This is a genomic window from Tissierella sp. (genome assembly GCF_032104385.1).
Lineage (GTDB): Bacteria > Bacillota > Clostridia > Tissierellales > Tissierellaceae > Tissierella.
Genome location: NZ_DAMCHJ010000001.1, coordinates 118,224 through 136,858, shown reverse-complemented (window position 1 = coordinate 136,858; position 18,635 = coordinate 118,224). Strand labels below are relative to the sequence as shown.

The window sequence follows — 18,635 nt, the reverse complement described above, 5'->3', positions numbered from 1 at the left end:
ACAAGGGGGTGAAACAATTGGCATATAAAATTCATGATGATTGTATCGCGTGTGGCGCTTGCCAAGCAGAATGCCCAGTAGACGCTATATCTGCAGGAGATATTTATGTAATAGACCCTGAAAAATGTATTGACTGTGGTGCATGTGCTAATGTTTGTCCAGTAGACGCACCTAAATCAGAATAGTACTTATAAAAAAGACCCAAAGGGGTCTTTTTTGTTAAAGGAGAAGGTCATGCTAAAAGAAAATGAGAGAATAGATATAATTCCAGGATCTGATTTAAAAATAATACAAAATAAGGAAAAGTTTTCCTATGGTACTGATGCCATATTCTTATCCCATTTTGCAAAAGGCAAAGGAACAGTAATGGATTTAGGCACTGGAACGGGAATTATACCTTTGAGGCTATATGCGAAGGACAAAGTGGATAAAATATATGGTATAGAAATTCAAGAAGAAGTGGCTGAAGTGGCAAAGCGATCTATTGAATTAAATAAATTAGATGATAAAATTAGTATTATAAATATGGATTTAAAGGAACTTCCTATGAAATTTGGTAAAAGTACAATGGATACTATTACAACAAATCCTCCATATATGAAATCAGGAGGAGCATTAGTAAATCCAAAGGAGAACTTTGCCATATCCCGTCATGAAATAACTTGTACTCTTGAGGATATAATTAGAGTTACGGAATATCTATTAAAGCCCCTTGGCAAATTTTACATGGTACATAGACCAGATAGATTAGTGGATATAATTTATTTACTTAGAAAATATAAAATAGAACCGAAATACATAAGATTTATTCAGCCTAAAATATCTAAAAAACCAAATCTAATCTTAATTGAAGCAGTAAAGACTGGTAAACCTGATTTGAAATTTTACGAGCCATTAATAGTATATAATGAAGATGGAACATATACAGATGAAATCTATAAGATATATGGAAGAATTGGGAAATAACTTCTCTTTTTGGTGCCAGGCACCAAAAAGAGAAGTTATTCAAAGGAGAGATAAAATGGAAAGTGGAGTTTTATACATATGTCCTACTCCTATTGGAAACCTTGAGGATATTACCCTTAGGACTATAAGGATATTGGGAGAAGTAGATTTAATTGCTGCTGAGGATACAAGGCATACTATTAAGCTATTAAATCATTATGATATTAAAAAACCTATTACATCCTATCACAAGTACAATATAAAGGAAAAGGGGATTGAATTAATAGAAAAGTTAAATCAAGGACAGAGTATTGCCTTGGTATCCGATGCTGGGATGCCAGGTATATCTGACCCAGGTCAAGAGCTTATAAGGCAGGCAATTGATTATGGTATAGAAGTCTTAGGGCTCCCAGGAGCTACAGCTTCTATTACTGCTTTAGTAATTTCTGGTTTACCCACAGATAAATTTATTTTTGAAGGATTTTTATCTTCTAAAAAAGGAGAAAGAAAAAAAGAACTCCAAAAGATTAAAGAGTATAAAAAAACAACAATTATATATGAAGCACCCCATAGACTAATAAATTTATTAGAAGACATAAAAGAAATATTAGGAGATAGACAGATTTCTATTTCCAGGGAATTAACTAAAAAATATGAAGAAACTTTTCGTGGTACAGCAACTGAAGCTTTGGAAAAATTTCAAAACTCAGGTGTAAAAGGTGAATTTGTCTTAATAGTTGATGGAAATCATGAAGAAAAGGAAGTTGAAGAAATTGATATAAGCCAATTGTTAAATCAATATATAAATAAAGGACTTACAAAAAAAGAAGCAGTAAAAAAGGTATCTGAAGAGTATAATATACCTAAAAATTTGGTGTATAAAGAAAGCATTAGAATCAGTGAATAGTTTGTAGCAAGGCTTAGGGTACTTTAATCTTTTCAACTATTAGTTATTTCCTATTAGATATTAACTATTCACTAAACTAAGGAGTGATTACTATTTATACCATACATAATGAATTAAAAGAAAAGATATCTAATTTGAACAATTTAATACAAGACAAATACAAGGAAGTATTATCTTTAGATAAGAATATATTAAGAGAATTTATAAAGGAACATGTAGGTTCTATTAAATCAATGAAAAAATTAGAAAACAATCATTTAGCTCTATATGAAGGCAAAGGTGGTATTGTGGGAGTTGATGGCTCTACAAATAGAAAGGGTGGGGCTTATCCTCATTTTGTAGATGTTTTTCAAGGTTTAGCAAAGTCAACCATAATGAAAGATGAGCCTATATTCAAAGCAGATATATATACTCCTTTATTTTCAGATATGGAAAAAAATATATTGGAAGAAGATGAAAAAATAATAGCAGATAAGAGAAATAGACTATTAGCTGGTATAGAAGTAGAAGTTGCTCTAGAGAGTGCTAAGAAACTTAAACCCTACGCCATACTTATGGATGGTTCACTTATTAGATATAACATAGATGCCTATGATTTGTGGTTGGAATTAAGGGAAGAATGTGAAAGACAGGGTATCCTTTTAGTTGGAGTTATCAAAGACATAAAAACTTCTATTATAGGAGATAAGTTAGGAGAGATCTATCCTAAAATGAACATAAATGCCTATGACAGAGAGTTACTCTTTGGTCAATTAGAGTATGGTGAGATGATAATCATAGATGATGAAGCCAACAAGAAGAAGGAAGCGGGATATTCTTCTGTGTTTATGAGGTCTTCCCTAGCCCCTACGGTTATAGGAATGGACATTATAGATAGCCAGAAGGATTATTTAGAGGAAATGGGAAGGCTCGTTTTCACTTTAACTCCGGAAAATAGCAGAGGTGTACCTCTATGGCTGGATATAGTAGATAAAGAGGTCAAAATATCTGATGCTATGATAAATGGTCTTATGGAAAGGTATATGGACAGAGATTTGTATGAAAGGTTTTTTATATCAGAAAGAGCAAAGAGAAACTAAGCGGGGTGATTAGATGAAAGTAGTAGGGATTACAACTCAACAAGAGGTTTTCATAGGTTCAAAGACTAGAAACTTTAGAATAAATGAGTTTTTAATAATAGAAGATTCTTACCAAGGTGAGTTAATAGGGGAAGTTGTAGAGGCAAAGACCTTCAATAGATATATTCCTTTAAATATAGCAGGAGATTTTGTGGATTCGTCTGTATTAGAATCCTTAAAGACTTTAGGATATAACATAGATGAAGAAACCATTTATATAGCAAAGGTAAGGCTTTTAAATGAAGCTTTATATCCAGTACAGACTGGCTCAGACATTAGATTGCCAGAATTTCATGAAGTAAAGGAGTTAATGCTCAGAACTAAAAAAGAAGAAGGATTAGTATTAGGAGTAATTAGAAATACAGATGATATGGCAATAGGCATGGATGATGAGTATAAAAATCTTTTATATACATTTGAAGAAAAGGGACTATGCCTTCAAAGAGAGATCCCCTATATATTAGATATAAAGTCTATGCATCATTATCCTCATATAGGAGTATTTGGCGGATCAGGTTCAGGTAAATCCTTTGGACTTAGAGTGTTGCTAGAGGAATTGATGAAGCAAAACATACCTACCATAGTATTAGACCCCCATTTTGAGATGGATTTTAGTCAAGTAGCACCATATTTAGAAGAAAATACAGTAAGTTTTGGAGATAAATTTAAATGTTTACAAGTAGGATATCATGTAGGAGTTAAATTTGAAGATTTAAATGCTCAAGATTTAAAAAATTTACTAGATGCTGCCTCAAATCTCACTGATGCTATGAACAATGTAGTAGATATATTATTTAAAAGAAAAGATTCTCTTCATAGTTTTTATACGAGAATGCAGATGTTAACAGATGCTCAAGAAGAAGGTTCCATTGATAGAATAGATAATAGGATTAACTATGCTGACTCAGATGAAGAAAAAAAAGCATGGGAGAGAAGAAAAGAAGTCTATCTAAAATATGATAAGACTTGCCCATATAATTCAGTAAAAGGAATAATGTGGAGGTTAAAGAGGTTAGATAATGAAGGTGTATTTTCTAAGGATATACGTGAAATAGAAGAAGGACTTCAACGGGGAAAACTAATGGTAATTCAGGGAAATACTAGAATCTTACAAGTCTTTAGTACCTATTTACTGAATAATCTATACCACAAGAGGAGAGATTATAAGGATGCACTATATAAAAAGACTCATGCTGAATATTTTCCGCCATTTATAGTAGTTACAGACGAAGCTCACAACTTTGCACCAAAGGGATATGACTCTCCATCTAAATCTATACTAAAGGAAATATCTCAAGAAGGAAGAAAATATGGTGCATTTCTAATTTTGGCAACCCAAAGACCGACATTATTAGATGAAACTATTACAGCTCAGTTAAATACTAAGTTTATATTTAGAACTGTTAGGGCATCAGATATACAGACTATAAAGGAAGAAACAGACCTCACAATGGAAGAAACTAGAAGACTTCCATATTTAAGAACAGGAGATGTATTTATTTCATCTGCTTCCATGGGAAGAACAATATTTGCAAGAATTCGAGCGGCTATTAGCTCTACTCCTCATGCTGAAAACCCATTTGATGAGTTGAAGAACAAGGGAAGAGAAGATGATGAAAAATTCATGAAGATTATAGCTGAAAAATTTCCCATAAATGATACAGACTTAATCCATTTGATTATGGAGATAGAAAAGGATGCAAATATTACCATGACCATAGAATCCTTAGAAGATAGATTAAAGCAAATGGTAGACAAGGGATATTTAAAAAAAGAAGAAACCATATTTGGTTATAGATATAAAGAAATATAGAAATAAAAAGATTGCTTGATAATTCAAGCAATCTTTTTTATAGCAATTTTTATGTAATATTCAGAAAAAGCTATCTATTTAAGTGGATAATAGGTAAATGCTGGGTATAAGTAATTATATTAAAATAAATTCCTACTTAATACTAATATATTGAGGTGGCTAATATGAGAATCATACAAAAAAAGTTTTATTTATTTGGTATAATACTTACTTTAATTGTGGCTATAGGATTAGTAATTCAATATACATATCTAAATAAGGCTATAACTAATCATAAGGAATTGGATATGACTAAATCTATAGAACATTTAGGGGCTCAAATAAATAGTAATTTAGAATATTACAGTCAATATACTATTGCAGCTTCAGCCTTTATATCTACAGGGCATTATTCAGACAATGAAATTGTAGAATATTTTAAAGCCCTTGTAGAAAATAATCCAGCAATTAAATATATGTATTTTGGCGATACAAATAATAAATTTATAATCTCTAATGATTGGATTCCTCCCGATGATTATGATTCAAGAAAAAGAGAGTGGTATATAAAGGCAAAGGAAGAAAAAGCATTAGCATTTTCAAATACGTATGTAGATGCCGTAGATGGAAATTTAGTAGTCTCCATATCAAAACCTATATATAATAAAAATGGAGAACTATTAGGTGTTGTAGCTTCTGATATTAGTATGGAAGGAATTATGGAAATAGTGAAAGATACTAAAATTAAAGATTTAGGATATTCTTTTTTAATAGATAATGCAGGAAATATAATTGCCCATCCTAGATATAAATATGACCTAGAGTCTGAATTAATTAATATAAATTCAATAAGTGATAATATACATGAAGAACTACAAGAAACTAAGAGTGGGAAAATAGAGGTAGAGTTAGATGGAGTTTTAGGATACTTATCATATCAGCCTGTAGAAAGGACTGATTGGATTATTGGAAATTTCATGTCTTTAGAAGAATTTAAAGGTAAAAATAGAAATGCTTTAAGAATTTTTTTAATTGACTTAGTCATAGCTATAATTATATTTACTTCATTTATTTATTTACAGAGAGTAAATTTTCTAGTCCCTGTAAATAATTTGGACAAGGATATTAGTGTAATCAATATTGAAGAAAATATTGGATATAGGATACCAATGAAAACAAATGATCCCTTCATAGGATTGAGAAAGACCATTAATTTAGTATTAAATAAAACACAAGATTTTTTTGAACAAACTGAACAAAATACAGAAGAAATAATGGCTCAAAATGAAGAATTAGAAGCTTCATATGGACAACTAGCAGCCATGGAAGAAGAAATAAGAGATCAAAATGAAAGGCTTATTAAATCTGAAAAGGAATTAAAGAAAGCATTACAAAAGAATAAAGCTATAATAGAGGTTTTACCAGATATATTATTTATAATCAACAGTGAAGGAAGATTTATTGAAGTAGAATCATCTGACAATAAGGAATTATATCTTGCAAGAGAAGAATTTCTAGGTAAAACAATAGGAGAAATATTTGAACCTAAAATAACAGATATTGCAATGAAGAAAATAAAAGAAGTATTAAAAAATAGTAGAATGGGAATCTTCGAATATGAGCTTAAAATTTCAAAGGGCATTCAAAATTATGAGATTAGAATAGTAAAACTTAATGATAATGAAGTAGTTTCTATAACTAGAAATATAACGGATAAAAAGAAAATGGAAGACAAATTAATAAGGTTATCTTATAGAGATCAGTTAACAGGCTTATATAATAGAAGATTTTTCGAAGAAGAACTAAGAAGACTAGATACACCTGAAAACCTTCCTTTAACCCTTGTAATGGCAGATGTAAATGGACTTAAACTAATAAATGACTCTTTTGGTCATAAAATAGGAGATAGATTGCTTCAAGAAATAAGTTTTATAATCAAAGAATGCTGTAGAGAAAATGATATTATAGCAAGAATAAGTGGAGATGAATTTTTAATTATTCTACCTCAGACAGATGAAATAGAAGCAGAAGAAATTATAAAGAGAATAAAAAAACTAAATAAGGAAAAAAATATTTCAGATGAGAAGTTAACTAATATAGAGTTATCAGTATCATTTGGAGTTGGAACTAAATATAATTTTGATACTGATATTTCAAATATATTTAAAAAGGCAGAAGATAATATGTATGCTAATAAATTATTTGAAGGTCCTAGTATGAGAAGCAAGACCATAGAAACCATAATGATGACATTATATGAAAAAAACAAAAGAGAAGAGGAACATTCTAAAAGAGTAGCAATTATTTCTAAAGAACTGGGCAATGCTTTAGGTATGGAAGAAGAAAAACTAAAGGAAATTGAAAATGCCGGACTATTACATGATATAGGTAAAATTGCAATTAATGAAGCTATTTTAGATAAACCTGGATACCTTACTGATGAAGAATACCATGAGATGAAGAAACATCCTGAAATTGGATATAGAATACTTAGTACAGTAAATGAAATGTCTCAAATAGCTGAATATGTACTTTATCATCACGAAAGATATGATGGAAAAGGCTATCCTAAAGGATTAAAGGGGGAATATATTCCCTTAATATCAAGAATTATAACCATTGCGGATTCCTATGATGCAATGGCAAGTGATAGAGCATATAGAAAGGCTTTATCAGATGAAGAAATAGTAGAAGAATTTATAAAAAATTCAGGGACTCAATTTGACCCCAACTTAGTAAAAATATTTGTAAAAAAAATCCTTAAGGCTCAATGGAAAGAATTTTAAAATAAAAGCTTAGGCTCCTATTAGGAGCCTAAGCTTTTATTTTAATACATATACTTTAACTTTTCTTCTTCCAAATCTATTAACTGCACTAGAACTTTCAAGAAATAAATCAATTTTATTTCCTTTAATTGCTCCTCCAGTGTCTTCTGCTATAGCAAAACCATAATCTTTAGTTCCATCAAGGCTTTGAACATAAAGTTTCGTGCCTAATGGTATTACCCTAGGGTCAACAGCAACTACACCAGGTCTAACCTTTGTACCTGAGGCAGTAAGACCATAATATCTATCACCTGGTGATTTTCCACAACTTTCAAATGATAAGTCATAGGCAGTGGCTGTCATCGTCATAGCTTTTCTGTAGCTAGTATTACCTCTGGATGTAACGATTAAATCCTTAGTGCCCTTTTCTATAATTTCAGAAATTGGTTGGGTAATTACTTCTTCTTTTACAAACTCAGTTGAGTAAAGTTTGCCATTGATAAATTCCTTTTTGAAATAAGATTTTTTAAGTCCGTTTTTACCATCTTGAACAATTTTTGATGTTCCTATATCTATTTTATTACTCTTATTTACAATTTTTTCAAAAGGAATAATATCTTCAACGGTTTCAACCACCTCCTCAACTTTAAATATTTCAATCGTTGTTCCATTTGCAATTGTATCGTCTTGTTTTGGATTGGTAAAATCCTTTTCTCCTAATACAATTCCGTTGTCATCTAGAATTTCACCTACAGTATTAGAAGTTGACTCTACATCTAATTCTAATCCTGCTGATAAAATAGTGTATGACTTTGGATTCTTTATAATTATATTCATATTGTCTTCAAGTTCTCTGTCTAAGCCTACATTAATATAGGCGCCTTTATAAAATGGGATGGATTCTTTTTCAAGTAATTCTCCCACTGTTTTGGAATGTGAAGCTACTTCTCTAACTTCATCTTCCAGCTGTAAGGTAATATTAACTCTACTACCTTGGTACAAGTAAAACCCTAAAGATACAGTTACAGCTATAGCGAGGGCAGTCAAGACTATAAATTTCCAAGTCTTATTGACTGTAAAATTTTCCATAATATACCTCCTATAATTTAACTATTCTTGTATTGTAATCAAAAACTTATTATTTGTCAAATTTTTGATACAATATACATAATATTCAGATAACCCTACTATGTTTCTTTATTTATATATGAATATCATATACAATAAATGGAAAACTATTCATGAAAATGAGAATTATTATTTTTTACTGTACCACCAGATAATATTGTAGCAGAGAATATGTCAGCATATGTACTGGCTAATAAAGTTTGGTGGATATATAGAAGAGATTAAATTTAACTTTGAAATTAGTCTGAAATTTGGTACTAATATTAAAATAATTAAAAAAAGTATTAAATTTAATACTTTTTTTAATTTCAATGAAGGAATATTATTGATATTACTATATTTCATTAAAATGAAAAAATGGCATAAAGATTGCAAGATAAATAATTAAATATGATTATTGCTTTTGACTTAGGGAAATTGTAACAATAGCTAAATATAATAATATTACATGTGTCAAAATATTTAAATTAGTAATAGAATTTATTCTTCGTAAGATAGGTTTTTAAAATTCAAGGTTTTTCCATCTCAAATTATATCTTTTACACTAAATTCTTAGTGCATAACTTTTTGAAAAAGGTTGGTTCACGGTTTATTGAAAACAGTATCCAGCACCCGTTGTAATATATATGTTGTAACTTCTATCATTTAATATTATCTCCCCGTATTATTACATTAAGATTATAACCTAATATACCAAAGTGTAGCAATTGAACTGTAACTATATTATCCCAGGAGGTGACAATTATATTTTCATCAAGGATTATTCATAATACAAATTATTTCTAAGGAGGTGAAGATTGTATTTTCATAAAGAATTATTTGTAAAATAAAATTATTTTAAAGGAGAGAGTTCTATTATGAAAAAAACAATTAGTGAAAATCTAAAAAAGGTTTTATTAAGCAGGCATAAATTATCTAAAGTTATATGCTTGTTATGTATTGTTACTTTACTGTTAAGCAATGTTTTCAGTAGTTTGGTTTTAGCAATAGATGATAATGCCGCTGTTTCATCAATATCGCATCAACCACCTATAGGAAAAATAGATAATAAAGAAAAGACAGAGACGAGCATATTTTCAAGAAAAATTACTGATAATTCATTAACAATAAAACCACCTGAACCTCCGCAACCGGAATCTACTGACCAAAGTTCACTTGCTGCAATGCAAAGTACCTATTCAATGTCTTACCTAAAGACATTAAATTATACTGATTTAGTAAATTTGCTAGTTACTATTGACTACAGTGATATTACAGATTTATTCCAATATAGCCAAGATGCATATGAATTTTATTCCGATCAAAGTCGTATGCAAGCACTTATTGATGCAGTAAACGTTCGTGGAAGACAGTATACGAGCACTGATAACAAAGGTATACCTACACTTTGCGAAGTAATTAGAGCAGGTTTTTATTTAGGTTTCTACAACAGTCAATTAAGTGAACTTAATGATAGAAGTTATCATGATAAATGTTTGCCAGCAATAGTTTCAGTTATGAGGAATGCTAACTTCAAACTGGGAACAGCACAGCAAGACGAGTTAGTATCTGCCATAGGTCTTCTTATGTGGAATGCTTCAACTAATGTAGATGTAATTAATCGTACTATTCCTATATTTCAACAATTCAAATCAAACATAGATACCTATATCAAGGATTATAGAAAAGGAACAGCTATTTATAATTTAGGTGGTGGTATAGAATATGATATTAGTGAAGAACTCTATAAAGGTGTTACACCATCAAGAACTATTTGGTATGGTAGAATTGATAACTATATAGCACAAGTATCAAATATAGCATTATTAGGAAATATTACTTCAGATAATGGATGGCTTATAAATAATGGATTATATTGGATGGGGACATTAGGAAAAGTTCACAGTAATCCAAGTGAAGGAAATAGAGTTCTCACAGAGGCAATGAGTTTATATCCATATTTAGGAGAGCAGTATTTCCAAGCCGCTTCATCTATAGTAGATAATTATAATGGATTAGATTATTATGGCAGGGAAATAGATATTAATAAAATCAAACAAGATGGAATAAACAGATACTTACCTAGAACGTATACTTTTGATGATGGAAAATTAATAATATATACAGGAAATGACGTTACAATTGATAAAGTTAAAAGACTTTATTGGGCTTCACACGAAGTTAGAGCGCAATTTTATAGGGCAGTAGGAAAAGATACTCCCCTTGAAGCCAATAATACTGATGAAATATTGAAATGCTATATTTATAATAATCCTGATGAGTATGGTATGAATAGATATCTGTTCGGGCTAGATACTAATAATGGTGGTATGTATATAGAAAGTTGGGGATCTTTCTACACTTATGAAAGAACTCCTCAAGATAGTATATATACATTAGAAGAGTTATTTCGCCATGAATTTACTCATTATTTACAAGGTAGATATTTAGTACCTGGCATGTGGGGAGAGTCAGAAATTTATCAGAATGATAGATTGACTTGGTTTGAGGAAGGCGGAGCTGAATGGTTTGCTGGTTCTACTCGTACTGATGGTGTAGTACCAAGAAAGTCCATGGTATCTAATATTGGCAGAGAGTCAGAGAGATACTCTTTAGCTAAGACTTTACATTCATCATATAACAGTGGATTTACTTTTTATACTTACAGTTTTGTTGTTTATAATTATATGTATGAAAAAAATATGGATATGCTCAACAGTTTAAATGATGCTGTAAAGACAAACAATGTAAGGGCATATGATAATTTAATAAGTCAGTATAGTAATAATGCCAGTTTAAATACAGAATATCAGAATCAAATGCAATATCTAGTAGACAATAGTAATAGTTACTATATTCCTCTTGTAGCTGATGATTATTTAGCAACTCATCCAAGAAAAGACTTAGAAGCATTATATTCAGATATAACTTCAGTTATAAATCTTAGGGATGTTATAATGACTCAATCACAATCACAATTCTTCAATACATTTACATTGCGTGGAACATACAAAAAGACATCATCACAAGGTCGTGTAGCAGATTGGAAATACATGGATTTAATGGCGAATGAATCCCTAAAGACACTTACATCATATCCTTGGAGTGGGTATAAAACAGTTGTGTGTTACTTTACAAATTATAAAGTAAACTCATCAAATGAAGCAGAATTTGATGTAGTATTTCATGGAATACTTACAGGTGATGGAACAGCACCTGTAAACGATCCACCAGTAGCAAAGGCAAATGGTCCATATGAAGGAACAAAGGGAACGGCAATAAACTTTAGCAGTGTAGGTTCTAGAGATAATGATGGAACAATTGTATCATATTTATGGAACTTTGGAGATGGTAATACAAGTACTGAAGCAAATCCAAGCCATATGTATTCAACGGCAGGTACATTTATAGCAACCTTGACAGTAACGGATGATAAAGGAGCAAAAAGTACAGATGAAGCACAGGTTACAATTAATGAATCTGGAACCGACCCTAGTGATGGTATTACATCTGAAACTGAACCAAACGATACATTTGATGATGCAAATGGACCTATAAAGAATGATCTTACAGTTTCGGCAAGGTTTGATAGTGATGACAATGTAGATGTATACTATTTTGATGTAATTTCCAATGGAGAAGTTGATATAAATGTGATACCAGACAGTGGCTTAGGGATTAGCTGGATGCTTTACAAAGCACCAGATCTTACAAACTATGTAATGTATCCAACTTCAACGACAGGTGGGAGATTAACAGGTTCTTATGATTCATCACCAGGTATATATTATCTTTATATTTATAAATACTCAGGAATAGGATCCTATACTATAAATGTTAATGGGCCGCTTAAATAAACATAGATAGTTTAAAAACAAGATTTAAATTTAATATATCTTTATATAATTAGATAACAATGGTTATAAAGAAACTGCTAAATTAATGTTTTTAAATAAATTATTTAGTTGACTAAATAGCTAAGTTAGAGTATAATAATATATCAAATAAGGAAAGAAAAAATAAGGTGTGGAAGGGAAGAGTAGGATTAAGATTATTCTATAGAGAACTGGATTTAGGTGAAAGCCAGTGATTAATGTTATTCCGAAGATGGACCCTGAACTTTATAGCCGAAGATTTTAAGCTATGACGGAAGCAGCCGTTACACTGCAAGGTTTAATAACCTAGTGAGATTTAAATCGTAAGATTTAGATAAATTAGAGTGGTACCGCGAAGACAGCCTTCGTCTCTATAAGAGACGAAGGCTTTTTTATGACCTAACACAGCGAACGGTAGTGAGCTGATGTAGGTCAAACGCAACGAGCACCAAATTTGCACGACCGTTAGGGAGTGAACAAATTTGAGTTGCGAGACTGCGGGAAATGACCTAACACAACGAACGACAGATGCACAATTAATAGAGAACAATTAACAATGAAAATATTAAAGGATTAACTTGTTTAGTGTTTTTAATTGTTAATAATTAATTGTTATTTGTTAATTAAATAAACGGGAGGTATAAAGATGAAAAAATATTATTTGACAACACCAATTTATTATCCATCTGATAATCTGCATATAGGGCACACCTATACTACAGTAGCAGCAGATGCCATAAAGAAGTTTAAAAAAATGCAAGGATATGATGTATATTTTGTAACAGGTTCAGACGAACATGGTCAAAAGATACAAGAGAAAGCCAAAGAAAATGGTGTTACACCAAAGGCGTATGTGGACAAAATAGTTGCAGATATAAAAGCATTGTGGAAAACTTTAGAGATAGATTATGATACTTTTATAAGAACTACAGATCCTCATCATGAAAAAGCAGTACAAGAAATATTTATCAAACTATATGAAAAAGGTGAAATATATAAATCAAAATATGAAGGACATTACTGTACTCCATGTGAGGCATTTTGGTCAGAATCACAACTAAAGGATGGGAAATGTCCAGATTGCGGTAGAGAAGTTCATCTTGCAGAAGAAGAAGCCTATTTCTTTAGACTTTCAAAATATAGAGATAAACTGCTGGCACTATATGAAGAAAACCCAGAGTTTATTCAACCAGAATCAAGAAAAAACGAAATGATAAACAATTTCTTAAAGGATGGTTTAGAGGACTTATGTGTGTCTAGAACTAGCTTTGATTGGGGAATTAAGGTTCCCTTTGATCCATCCCATGTAGTATATGTATGGATAGACGCTTTATCTTGCTATCTTACAGCTTTAGGGTATGGTACTGATGATGATAAAAACTTTAAAGAGTTTTGGCCTGCAAATGTTCATCTAGTAGGTAAAGAAATAGTAAGGTTTCATACTATAATTTGGCCAGCACTTTTAATGGCAATGGATTTAGAATTACCAAAGAAAGTATTTGGTCATGGTTGGATATTATTTGAAGATGATAAAATGTCTAAGTCAAAGGGGAATGTAATATATCCAGAGCCAATAATTCAATTATATGGTATAGATGCTTTCAAGTACTTTCTTCTTAGAGAGTTTTCCTTCGGACAGGATGGTTCTTTCCATAGGGATAAGTTCCTACAAAGACTTAATTCAGATTTAGCTAATGACTTAGGAAATCTAGTCAGTAGAACAGTTACAATGATTGAAAAATATAATGAAGGAGTAATCCCAGCACCTGTCAAGGAAGGAGAGTTTGATGATTCTCTAAAGGAAATAGGAATAAAAGCAGCATCTAAAGTAGAAGAGTATATGGACAAATTAAACTTTTCCAATGCCTTAGAAGAAATATGGAAATTAATTAGAAGAACTAATAAATACGTAGATGAAACAGCTCCATGGATTTTGGCAAAGGAAGAGAATAAGGAAAGACTAGATACAGTATTATATAACTTGGCAGAATCCCTAAGAATTGTATCTATACTAATTAAACCATTTATGGAAAAAACATCAATAGAGATAAGGAAACAACTTGGCCTGGAAAATGATATATTATGGAATGATGCCAAAACTTGGGGAATACTAGAAACAGGAACAAAAGTAGCAAGGGGAGGTATTATATTCCCAAGACTTGATATAGAAAAGGAATTAGTTAAATTAAATGATGAAAATCAAAAACTTATAGATTTAAGAAGTAAAGGAAAGAAGGTTGTAAATGTGGAAGAAGTTAAGGAAGTAGAAGAAGAAAAAGCAGAGGAAATTACAATAGATGAATTTGATAAAATAAAGCTAAAGGTAGCAGAAGTTATGTCCTGTGAAAATCATCCAAAGGCAGATAAATTATATGTGTTACAATTAAAATTAGGTGAGGAAGAACGTCAAGTAGTATCAGGAATAAAAGAATATTATTCACCAGAAGATTTAGTGGGTAAAAAAGTAGTAGTAGTTACAAATTTAAAACCTGTAAAACTAAGAGGTATAGAATCAAAGGGAATGATATTAGCAGCAGAAGATAGTGACGGTAAACTTAGCCTAGTGTCTACCCTAGAAGATTTAAAGTCAGGAGCAACAATATCATAATAGGACAGGGGTATGGTTCTCATTTTGCAAGAAAACTAGCAGGAGAACCATCTTCTTTCCGTAACTTACCATGGGGGTGATAATATGGATATGGTGAAACCTTTTATTGAAAATATATTGTATCCAATTATGGAAAAGAAAAATGGTAATAAAATAAGAGAAAATATAAAGGAACTTCTTAACTCTCAAAAACTAGATACTATAGAATTAAAAATGCTACAAGAAGAAAAACTTAAAAGACTTTTACTAGAATGTATAAAAAATGTTCCTGCTTATAAGAAGTATGATTATCTATTAGATGAGATTGAATCTGATGTAAGGAGTGCCTTTTTAAAGTTTCCTGTATTAAATAAGGTTGAATTTAGAAATAATTCGGAGTCGTTTTTAAACAATACAACTCCAAAATCTAAACTGATACCTAATATTACTGGTGGCTCAACCAGTGAGCCAGTTAAGTTTTTTATGGATAGATATACTGTAGAGTATTATGAAGCAGCAAGATGGAGAGGACTTTCTTGGTGGGGGATTACTCCAGGAAGTAGAAGTGTAATGATTTGGGGAAATCCCTTGGAATTAAACCAAGCTGAGCAGAAGAAATATCGCATGAAAGAAAAATGGCTCAAGAATAGAATAATAATACCTGCATACTCCTTAAAACCAGAGAATATGGCAGAGTATGTAAATAAAATTATTAAATTTAAACCTGAATATCTATATGGCTATGCTTCTGCTTTACATGCCTTTGCATCTTTAATGCTGCAAGAAAAGCTAAAATTCCCATTAAAATTAAAGGCAATTATTTCTACATCTGAAACCTTACATGATTTTCAAAGGGAAATAATAGAAGAAGCCTTTAACTGTCCAGTTGTAAATGAATATGGTGCTAGGGATGGAGGGATTTTAGCATATCAATGTCCCTGTGGAAATATGCATATTACTGCAGAAAATGCTATACTTGAAGTGGTTGATCCTAAGACATTTAAGCCTTTGGCTTTTGGAGAAAGTGGTATTCTCTTAGTAACAGATTTAAATAATTTTTCAATGCCTAGATTAAGATATCAAATAGGCGATAGGGCAGTTTTAACTGATAGAAATTGTGAATGTAAAATGGGACTGCCCATATTAGACAAAATTGATGGTAGAGAAGATGATATGTTTGTAACTGTAGATGGTGAATTAATTCATGGTCATATATTTAATCATATCTCTCGATCCATAGAGGCAATTCAAAAGTTTCAGATTGTACAATATAGTCCTTTACAAGCAGAACTAAAGATAATTAAAAGGGAAGGCTATGACGTAAAAGAAATAGATAAATTTATTACTGGAGTTCAGGAACTATTGCCAAAAGCAACAATAGATGTAAAATTTGTAGATGATATACCAGTAACAGCTTCAGGAAAGTATAGATATGCTATTCGTAAATTTGAAATATAATGAAACTAGGAGAGTTAATTATGCTTATAGATAGTCATGCACATCTTGATGATTCAAGATTTGATAACGATAGAGATGTATTAATTAAGGATTTAAAAAATAATGGGATAGAAATGGTTATAAATATTGGTGCCGATTTAGGTTCCAGTATTGCATCTGTATCCTTAGCTGAAAAATATGATAATATATATGCAGCAGTTGGAGTACATCCTCACTCTGCAAAGGAAATGGACAATTCCACTATAGAAATATTGAAATCCTTTGCTAAAAGAGATAAAGTAGTGGCAATAGGGGAGATAGGATTAGACTTCTATTATGATAATTCCCCTAGAGATATACAAAAAAAATGGTTTAAAGAACAGCTTCAATTAGCAAAAGAAGTAGATTTACCAGTGATTATTCATACTAGAGATGCGGCACAGGATACATTTGATATATTAAAGGATGCACAGGATGGAAGATTAAAAGGAGTGCTGCATTGTTATTCTGGCAGCGTTGAGATGGCAATGGAATATATAAAGATGGGATTTTATATATCCTTAGCAGGTCCTGTTACATTTAAAAACTCTAAGGTAAGTAAAGAAGTAGCTAAAGCAGTTCCTCTAGGTAAACTTCTAATAGAAACAGATAGCCCTTATTTAACTCCTGAACCCTATAGAGGTAAAAGAAACGAACCCATTTTTGTAAGATATGTAGCAGGTACCATAGCAGAAGCTAAGGGAATATCCTTTGAAGAGTTAGCAAAGGCTACTAATAGAAATACGAGAGAGCTATTTAAGATTATTTAATTTTAAATAGTTGGAGTTGACAATGTACTAGATAAACAAACTAAGGGAGTATACAAAATTGAAAACCACAATTTTAGTACCCTGCTTAAATTGAGAATTGACAATTGAAAGACAGAAAGATGAAAAAATAAAAATATATACAATATGATTATTATAGTTTCTAAGGGTTTTTTATGCTTTCTATTATCCATTGTCAATTTTCAATTGTCAATTAAAATAAGGGGTTGTTATTTTGATAAAGGAAATAATAGTAGTAGAAGGAAAAGATGATATAACTGTTGTGAAAGCAGCATTAGATGCGGAGGTTATTGCTACTGGCGGATTCGGGTATAAAAAGGAATTTGTTAAGACCCTTAAAAATATATCAGAAAAGAGAGGGATTATTATTTTAACAGATCCAGATTATGCTGGAGAGCAAATTAGGAGAGATCTAGCTAAACATATAAAAAATTGTAAACACGCATTTTTACCTCAAGGTAAGGCTTTAAAAAAAGGAGATATCGGAGTAGAAAATGCAGATAAAGAAGATATAGTGGAGGCAATATTAAAGGCTAGACCAAGTAATATAGAAAGAAAAGAAGAATTTACAAAAGAAGAACTCATTGTCTTGGGATTAGCTGGTGGTCCAAAGTCAAGAGAGAAAAGGGAAAAACTAGGAGAAATATTAGGAATAGGATATGCAAACTCTAAACAATTTCTAAATAGATTAAATAATTTTGGAATAACTAGAAAAGAATTTAAAGAAGCTTTGGAAAGGATTGAACCAGACCATGGAAGATAAAAGGCTTTATTCACCTAAATATATAAAAGAAATCTTAGAAAGACATGGATTTAAGTTCTCAAAATCCTTAGGTCAAAATTTTTTAATAGATGGAAATATTGTACGAAAGATAGTAGAAAACGGCAATATTACATCGGAGGATTATGTAATAGAAATAGGGCCTGGAATGGGTACTCTAACGGAAGAATTAGCATTAAAGGCAAAAAAGGTATTGGCTATTGAGATTGATAATACTTTGATACCTATATTAGAAGAAACAATTGGAAAATATAATAATGTTGAAATAGTTCATGGAGATATATTAAAAATTGATCTGCAAAAATTAATAGAAGAAAAATTAGATGGTGGTCCCGTTAAAGTAGTAGCAAATTTGCCTTATTATGTAACTACTCCAATAATAGCTAAATTAATAGAGGATAATTTGAATCTGGAATCTATTATAGTTATGGTTCAGAAAGAAGTAGCAGAAAGAATGGCGGCAGGTTCTGGTGGTAAAGAATATGGCTCTCTAT

At 31.0% G+C, this 18,635-nt stretch carries 14 protein-coding genes and 1 other annotated feature; of the genes, 13 read left to right on the top strand and 1 reads right to left on the bottom strand.

Features of this window, described 5'->3' with window-relative positions; genetic code table 11:
• Nucleotides 1–17 precede the first annotated feature (17 nt).
• From RT714_RS00565 to RT714_RS00540, 6 genes are all read left to right on the top strand, one after another.
• Nucleotides 18–185 (top strand): 4Fe-4S binding protein, encoded by a 168-nt coding sequence (locus tag RT714_RS00565; protein WP_313755677.1) that lies wholly within the window; start codon nucleotides 18–20, stop codon nucleotides 183–185.
• 31 nt (nucleotides 186–216) lie between these two features.
• On the top strand, nucleotides 217–966 hold the full coding sequence (locus RT714_RS00560; RefSeq protein WP_313755676.1) for a tRNA1(Val) (adenine(37)-N6)-methyltransferase: 750 nt from the start codon (nucleotides 217–219) through the stop codon (nucleotides 964–966).
• 55 nt (nucleotides 967–1,021) lie between these two features.
• A complete protein-coding gene (gene rsmI / locus RT714_RS00555; RefSeq protein WP_313755675.1) occupies nucleotides 1,022–1,852 on the top strand; it encodes a 16S rRNA (cytidine(1402)-2'-O)-methyltransferase in 831 nt (276 codons plus the stop codon).
• A gap of 83 nt (nucleotides 1,853–1,935) precedes the next feature.
• Nucleotides 1,936–2,931, top strand: a complete 996-nt coding sequence (locus RT714_RS00550; protein ID WP_313755674.1) for a DNA double-strand break repair nuclease NurA — start codon at nucleotides 1,936–1,938, stop codon at nucleotides 2,929–2,931.
• A 13-nt stretch (nucleotides 2,932–2,944) separates the two neighbouring features.
• Nucleotides 2,945–4,783, top strand: a complete 1,839-nt coding sequence (locus RT714_RS00545; RefSeq protein ID WP_313755673.1) for an ATP-binding protein — start codon at nucleotides 2,945–2,947, stop codon at nucleotides 4,781–4,783.
• A 164-nt stretch (nucleotides 4,784–4,947) separates the two neighbouring features.
• Nucleotides 4,948–7,548, top strand: a complete 2,601-nt coding sequence (locus RT714_RS00540; RefSeq protein ID WP_313755672.1) for an HD domain-containing phosphohydrolase — start codon at nucleotides 4,948–4,950, stop codon at nucleotides 7,546–7,548.
• A 36-nt stretch (nucleotides 7,549–7,584) separates the two neighbouring features.
• On the opposite strand, the gene RT714_RS00535 is transcribed toward RT714_RS00540, so the two are convergent.
• Complete coding sequence (locus RT714_RS00535) at nucleotides 7,585–8,616, bottom strand: 3D domain-containing protein (RefSeq protein ID WP_313755671.1); 1,032 nt, start codon at nucleotides 8,614–8,616, stop codon at nucleotides 7,585–7,587.
• Nucleotides 8,617–8,836: 220 nt separating this feature from the next.
• On the opposite strand from RT714_RS00535, the gene RT714_RS00530 reads away from it, so the two are divergent.
• From RT714_RS00530 to rsmA, 7 genes are all read left to right on the top strand, one after another.
• Nucleotides 8,837–9,043 carry a hypothetical protein gene (locus tag RT714_RS00530; RefSeq protein WP_313755670.1) on the top strand — a complete coding sequence of 69 codons (207 nt, stop codon included), beginning with the start codon at nucleotides 8,837–8,839 and terminating at the stop codon, nucleotides 9,041–9,043.
• A gap of 469 nt (nucleotides 9,044–9,512) precedes the next feature.
• Entirely contained in the window at nucleotides 9,513–12,491 is a 2,979-nt protein-coding gene (locus tag RT714_RS00525) for a collagenase (RefSeq protein WP_313755669.1), read from the top strand.
• 161 nt (nucleotides 12,492–12,652) lie between these two features.
• Nucleotides 12,653–12,885, top strand: a binding site (T-box leader).
• A 270-nt stretch (nucleotides 12,886–13,155) separates the two neighbouring features.
• Nucleotides 13,156–15,117: a methionine--tRNA ligase gene (gene metG / locus RT714_RS00520; protein ID WP_313755668.1), complete on the top strand. Its 1,962-nt coding sequence runs from the start codon at nucleotides 13,156–13,158 to the stop codon at nucleotides 15,115–15,117.
• An 84-nt stretch (nucleotides 15,118–15,201) separates the two neighbouring features.
• A complete protein-coding gene (locus RT714_RS00515; RefSeq protein WP_313755667.1) occupies nucleotides 15,202–16,554 on the top strand; it encodes a phenylacetate--CoA ligase family protein in 1,353 nt (450 codons plus the stop codon).
• 20 nt (nucleotides 16,555–16,574) lie between these two features.
• Nucleotides 16,575–17,342 (top strand): TatD family hydrolase, encoded by a 768-nt coding sequence (locus RT714_RS00510; RefSeq protein ID WP_313755666.1) that lies wholly within the window; start codon nucleotides 16,575–16,577, stop codon nucleotides 17,340–17,342.
• A 232-nt stretch (nucleotides 17,343–17,574) separates the two neighbouring features.
• Nucleotides 17,575–18,123, top strand: a complete 549-nt coding sequence (gene rnmV, locus RT714_RS00505; RefSeq protein ID WP_313755665.1) for a ribonuclease M5 — start codon at nucleotides 17,575–17,577, stop codon at nucleotides 18,121–18,123.
• Nucleotides 18,113–18,635, top strand: a 523-nt coding sequence (gene rsmA, locus RT714_RS00500) for a 16S rRNA (adenine(1518)-N(6)/adenine(1519)-N(6))-dimethyltransferase RsmA (protein ID WP_313755664.1), incomplete at its 3' end; no start/stop codon positions are given. The genes rnmV and rsmA, both read left to right, overlap by 11 nt.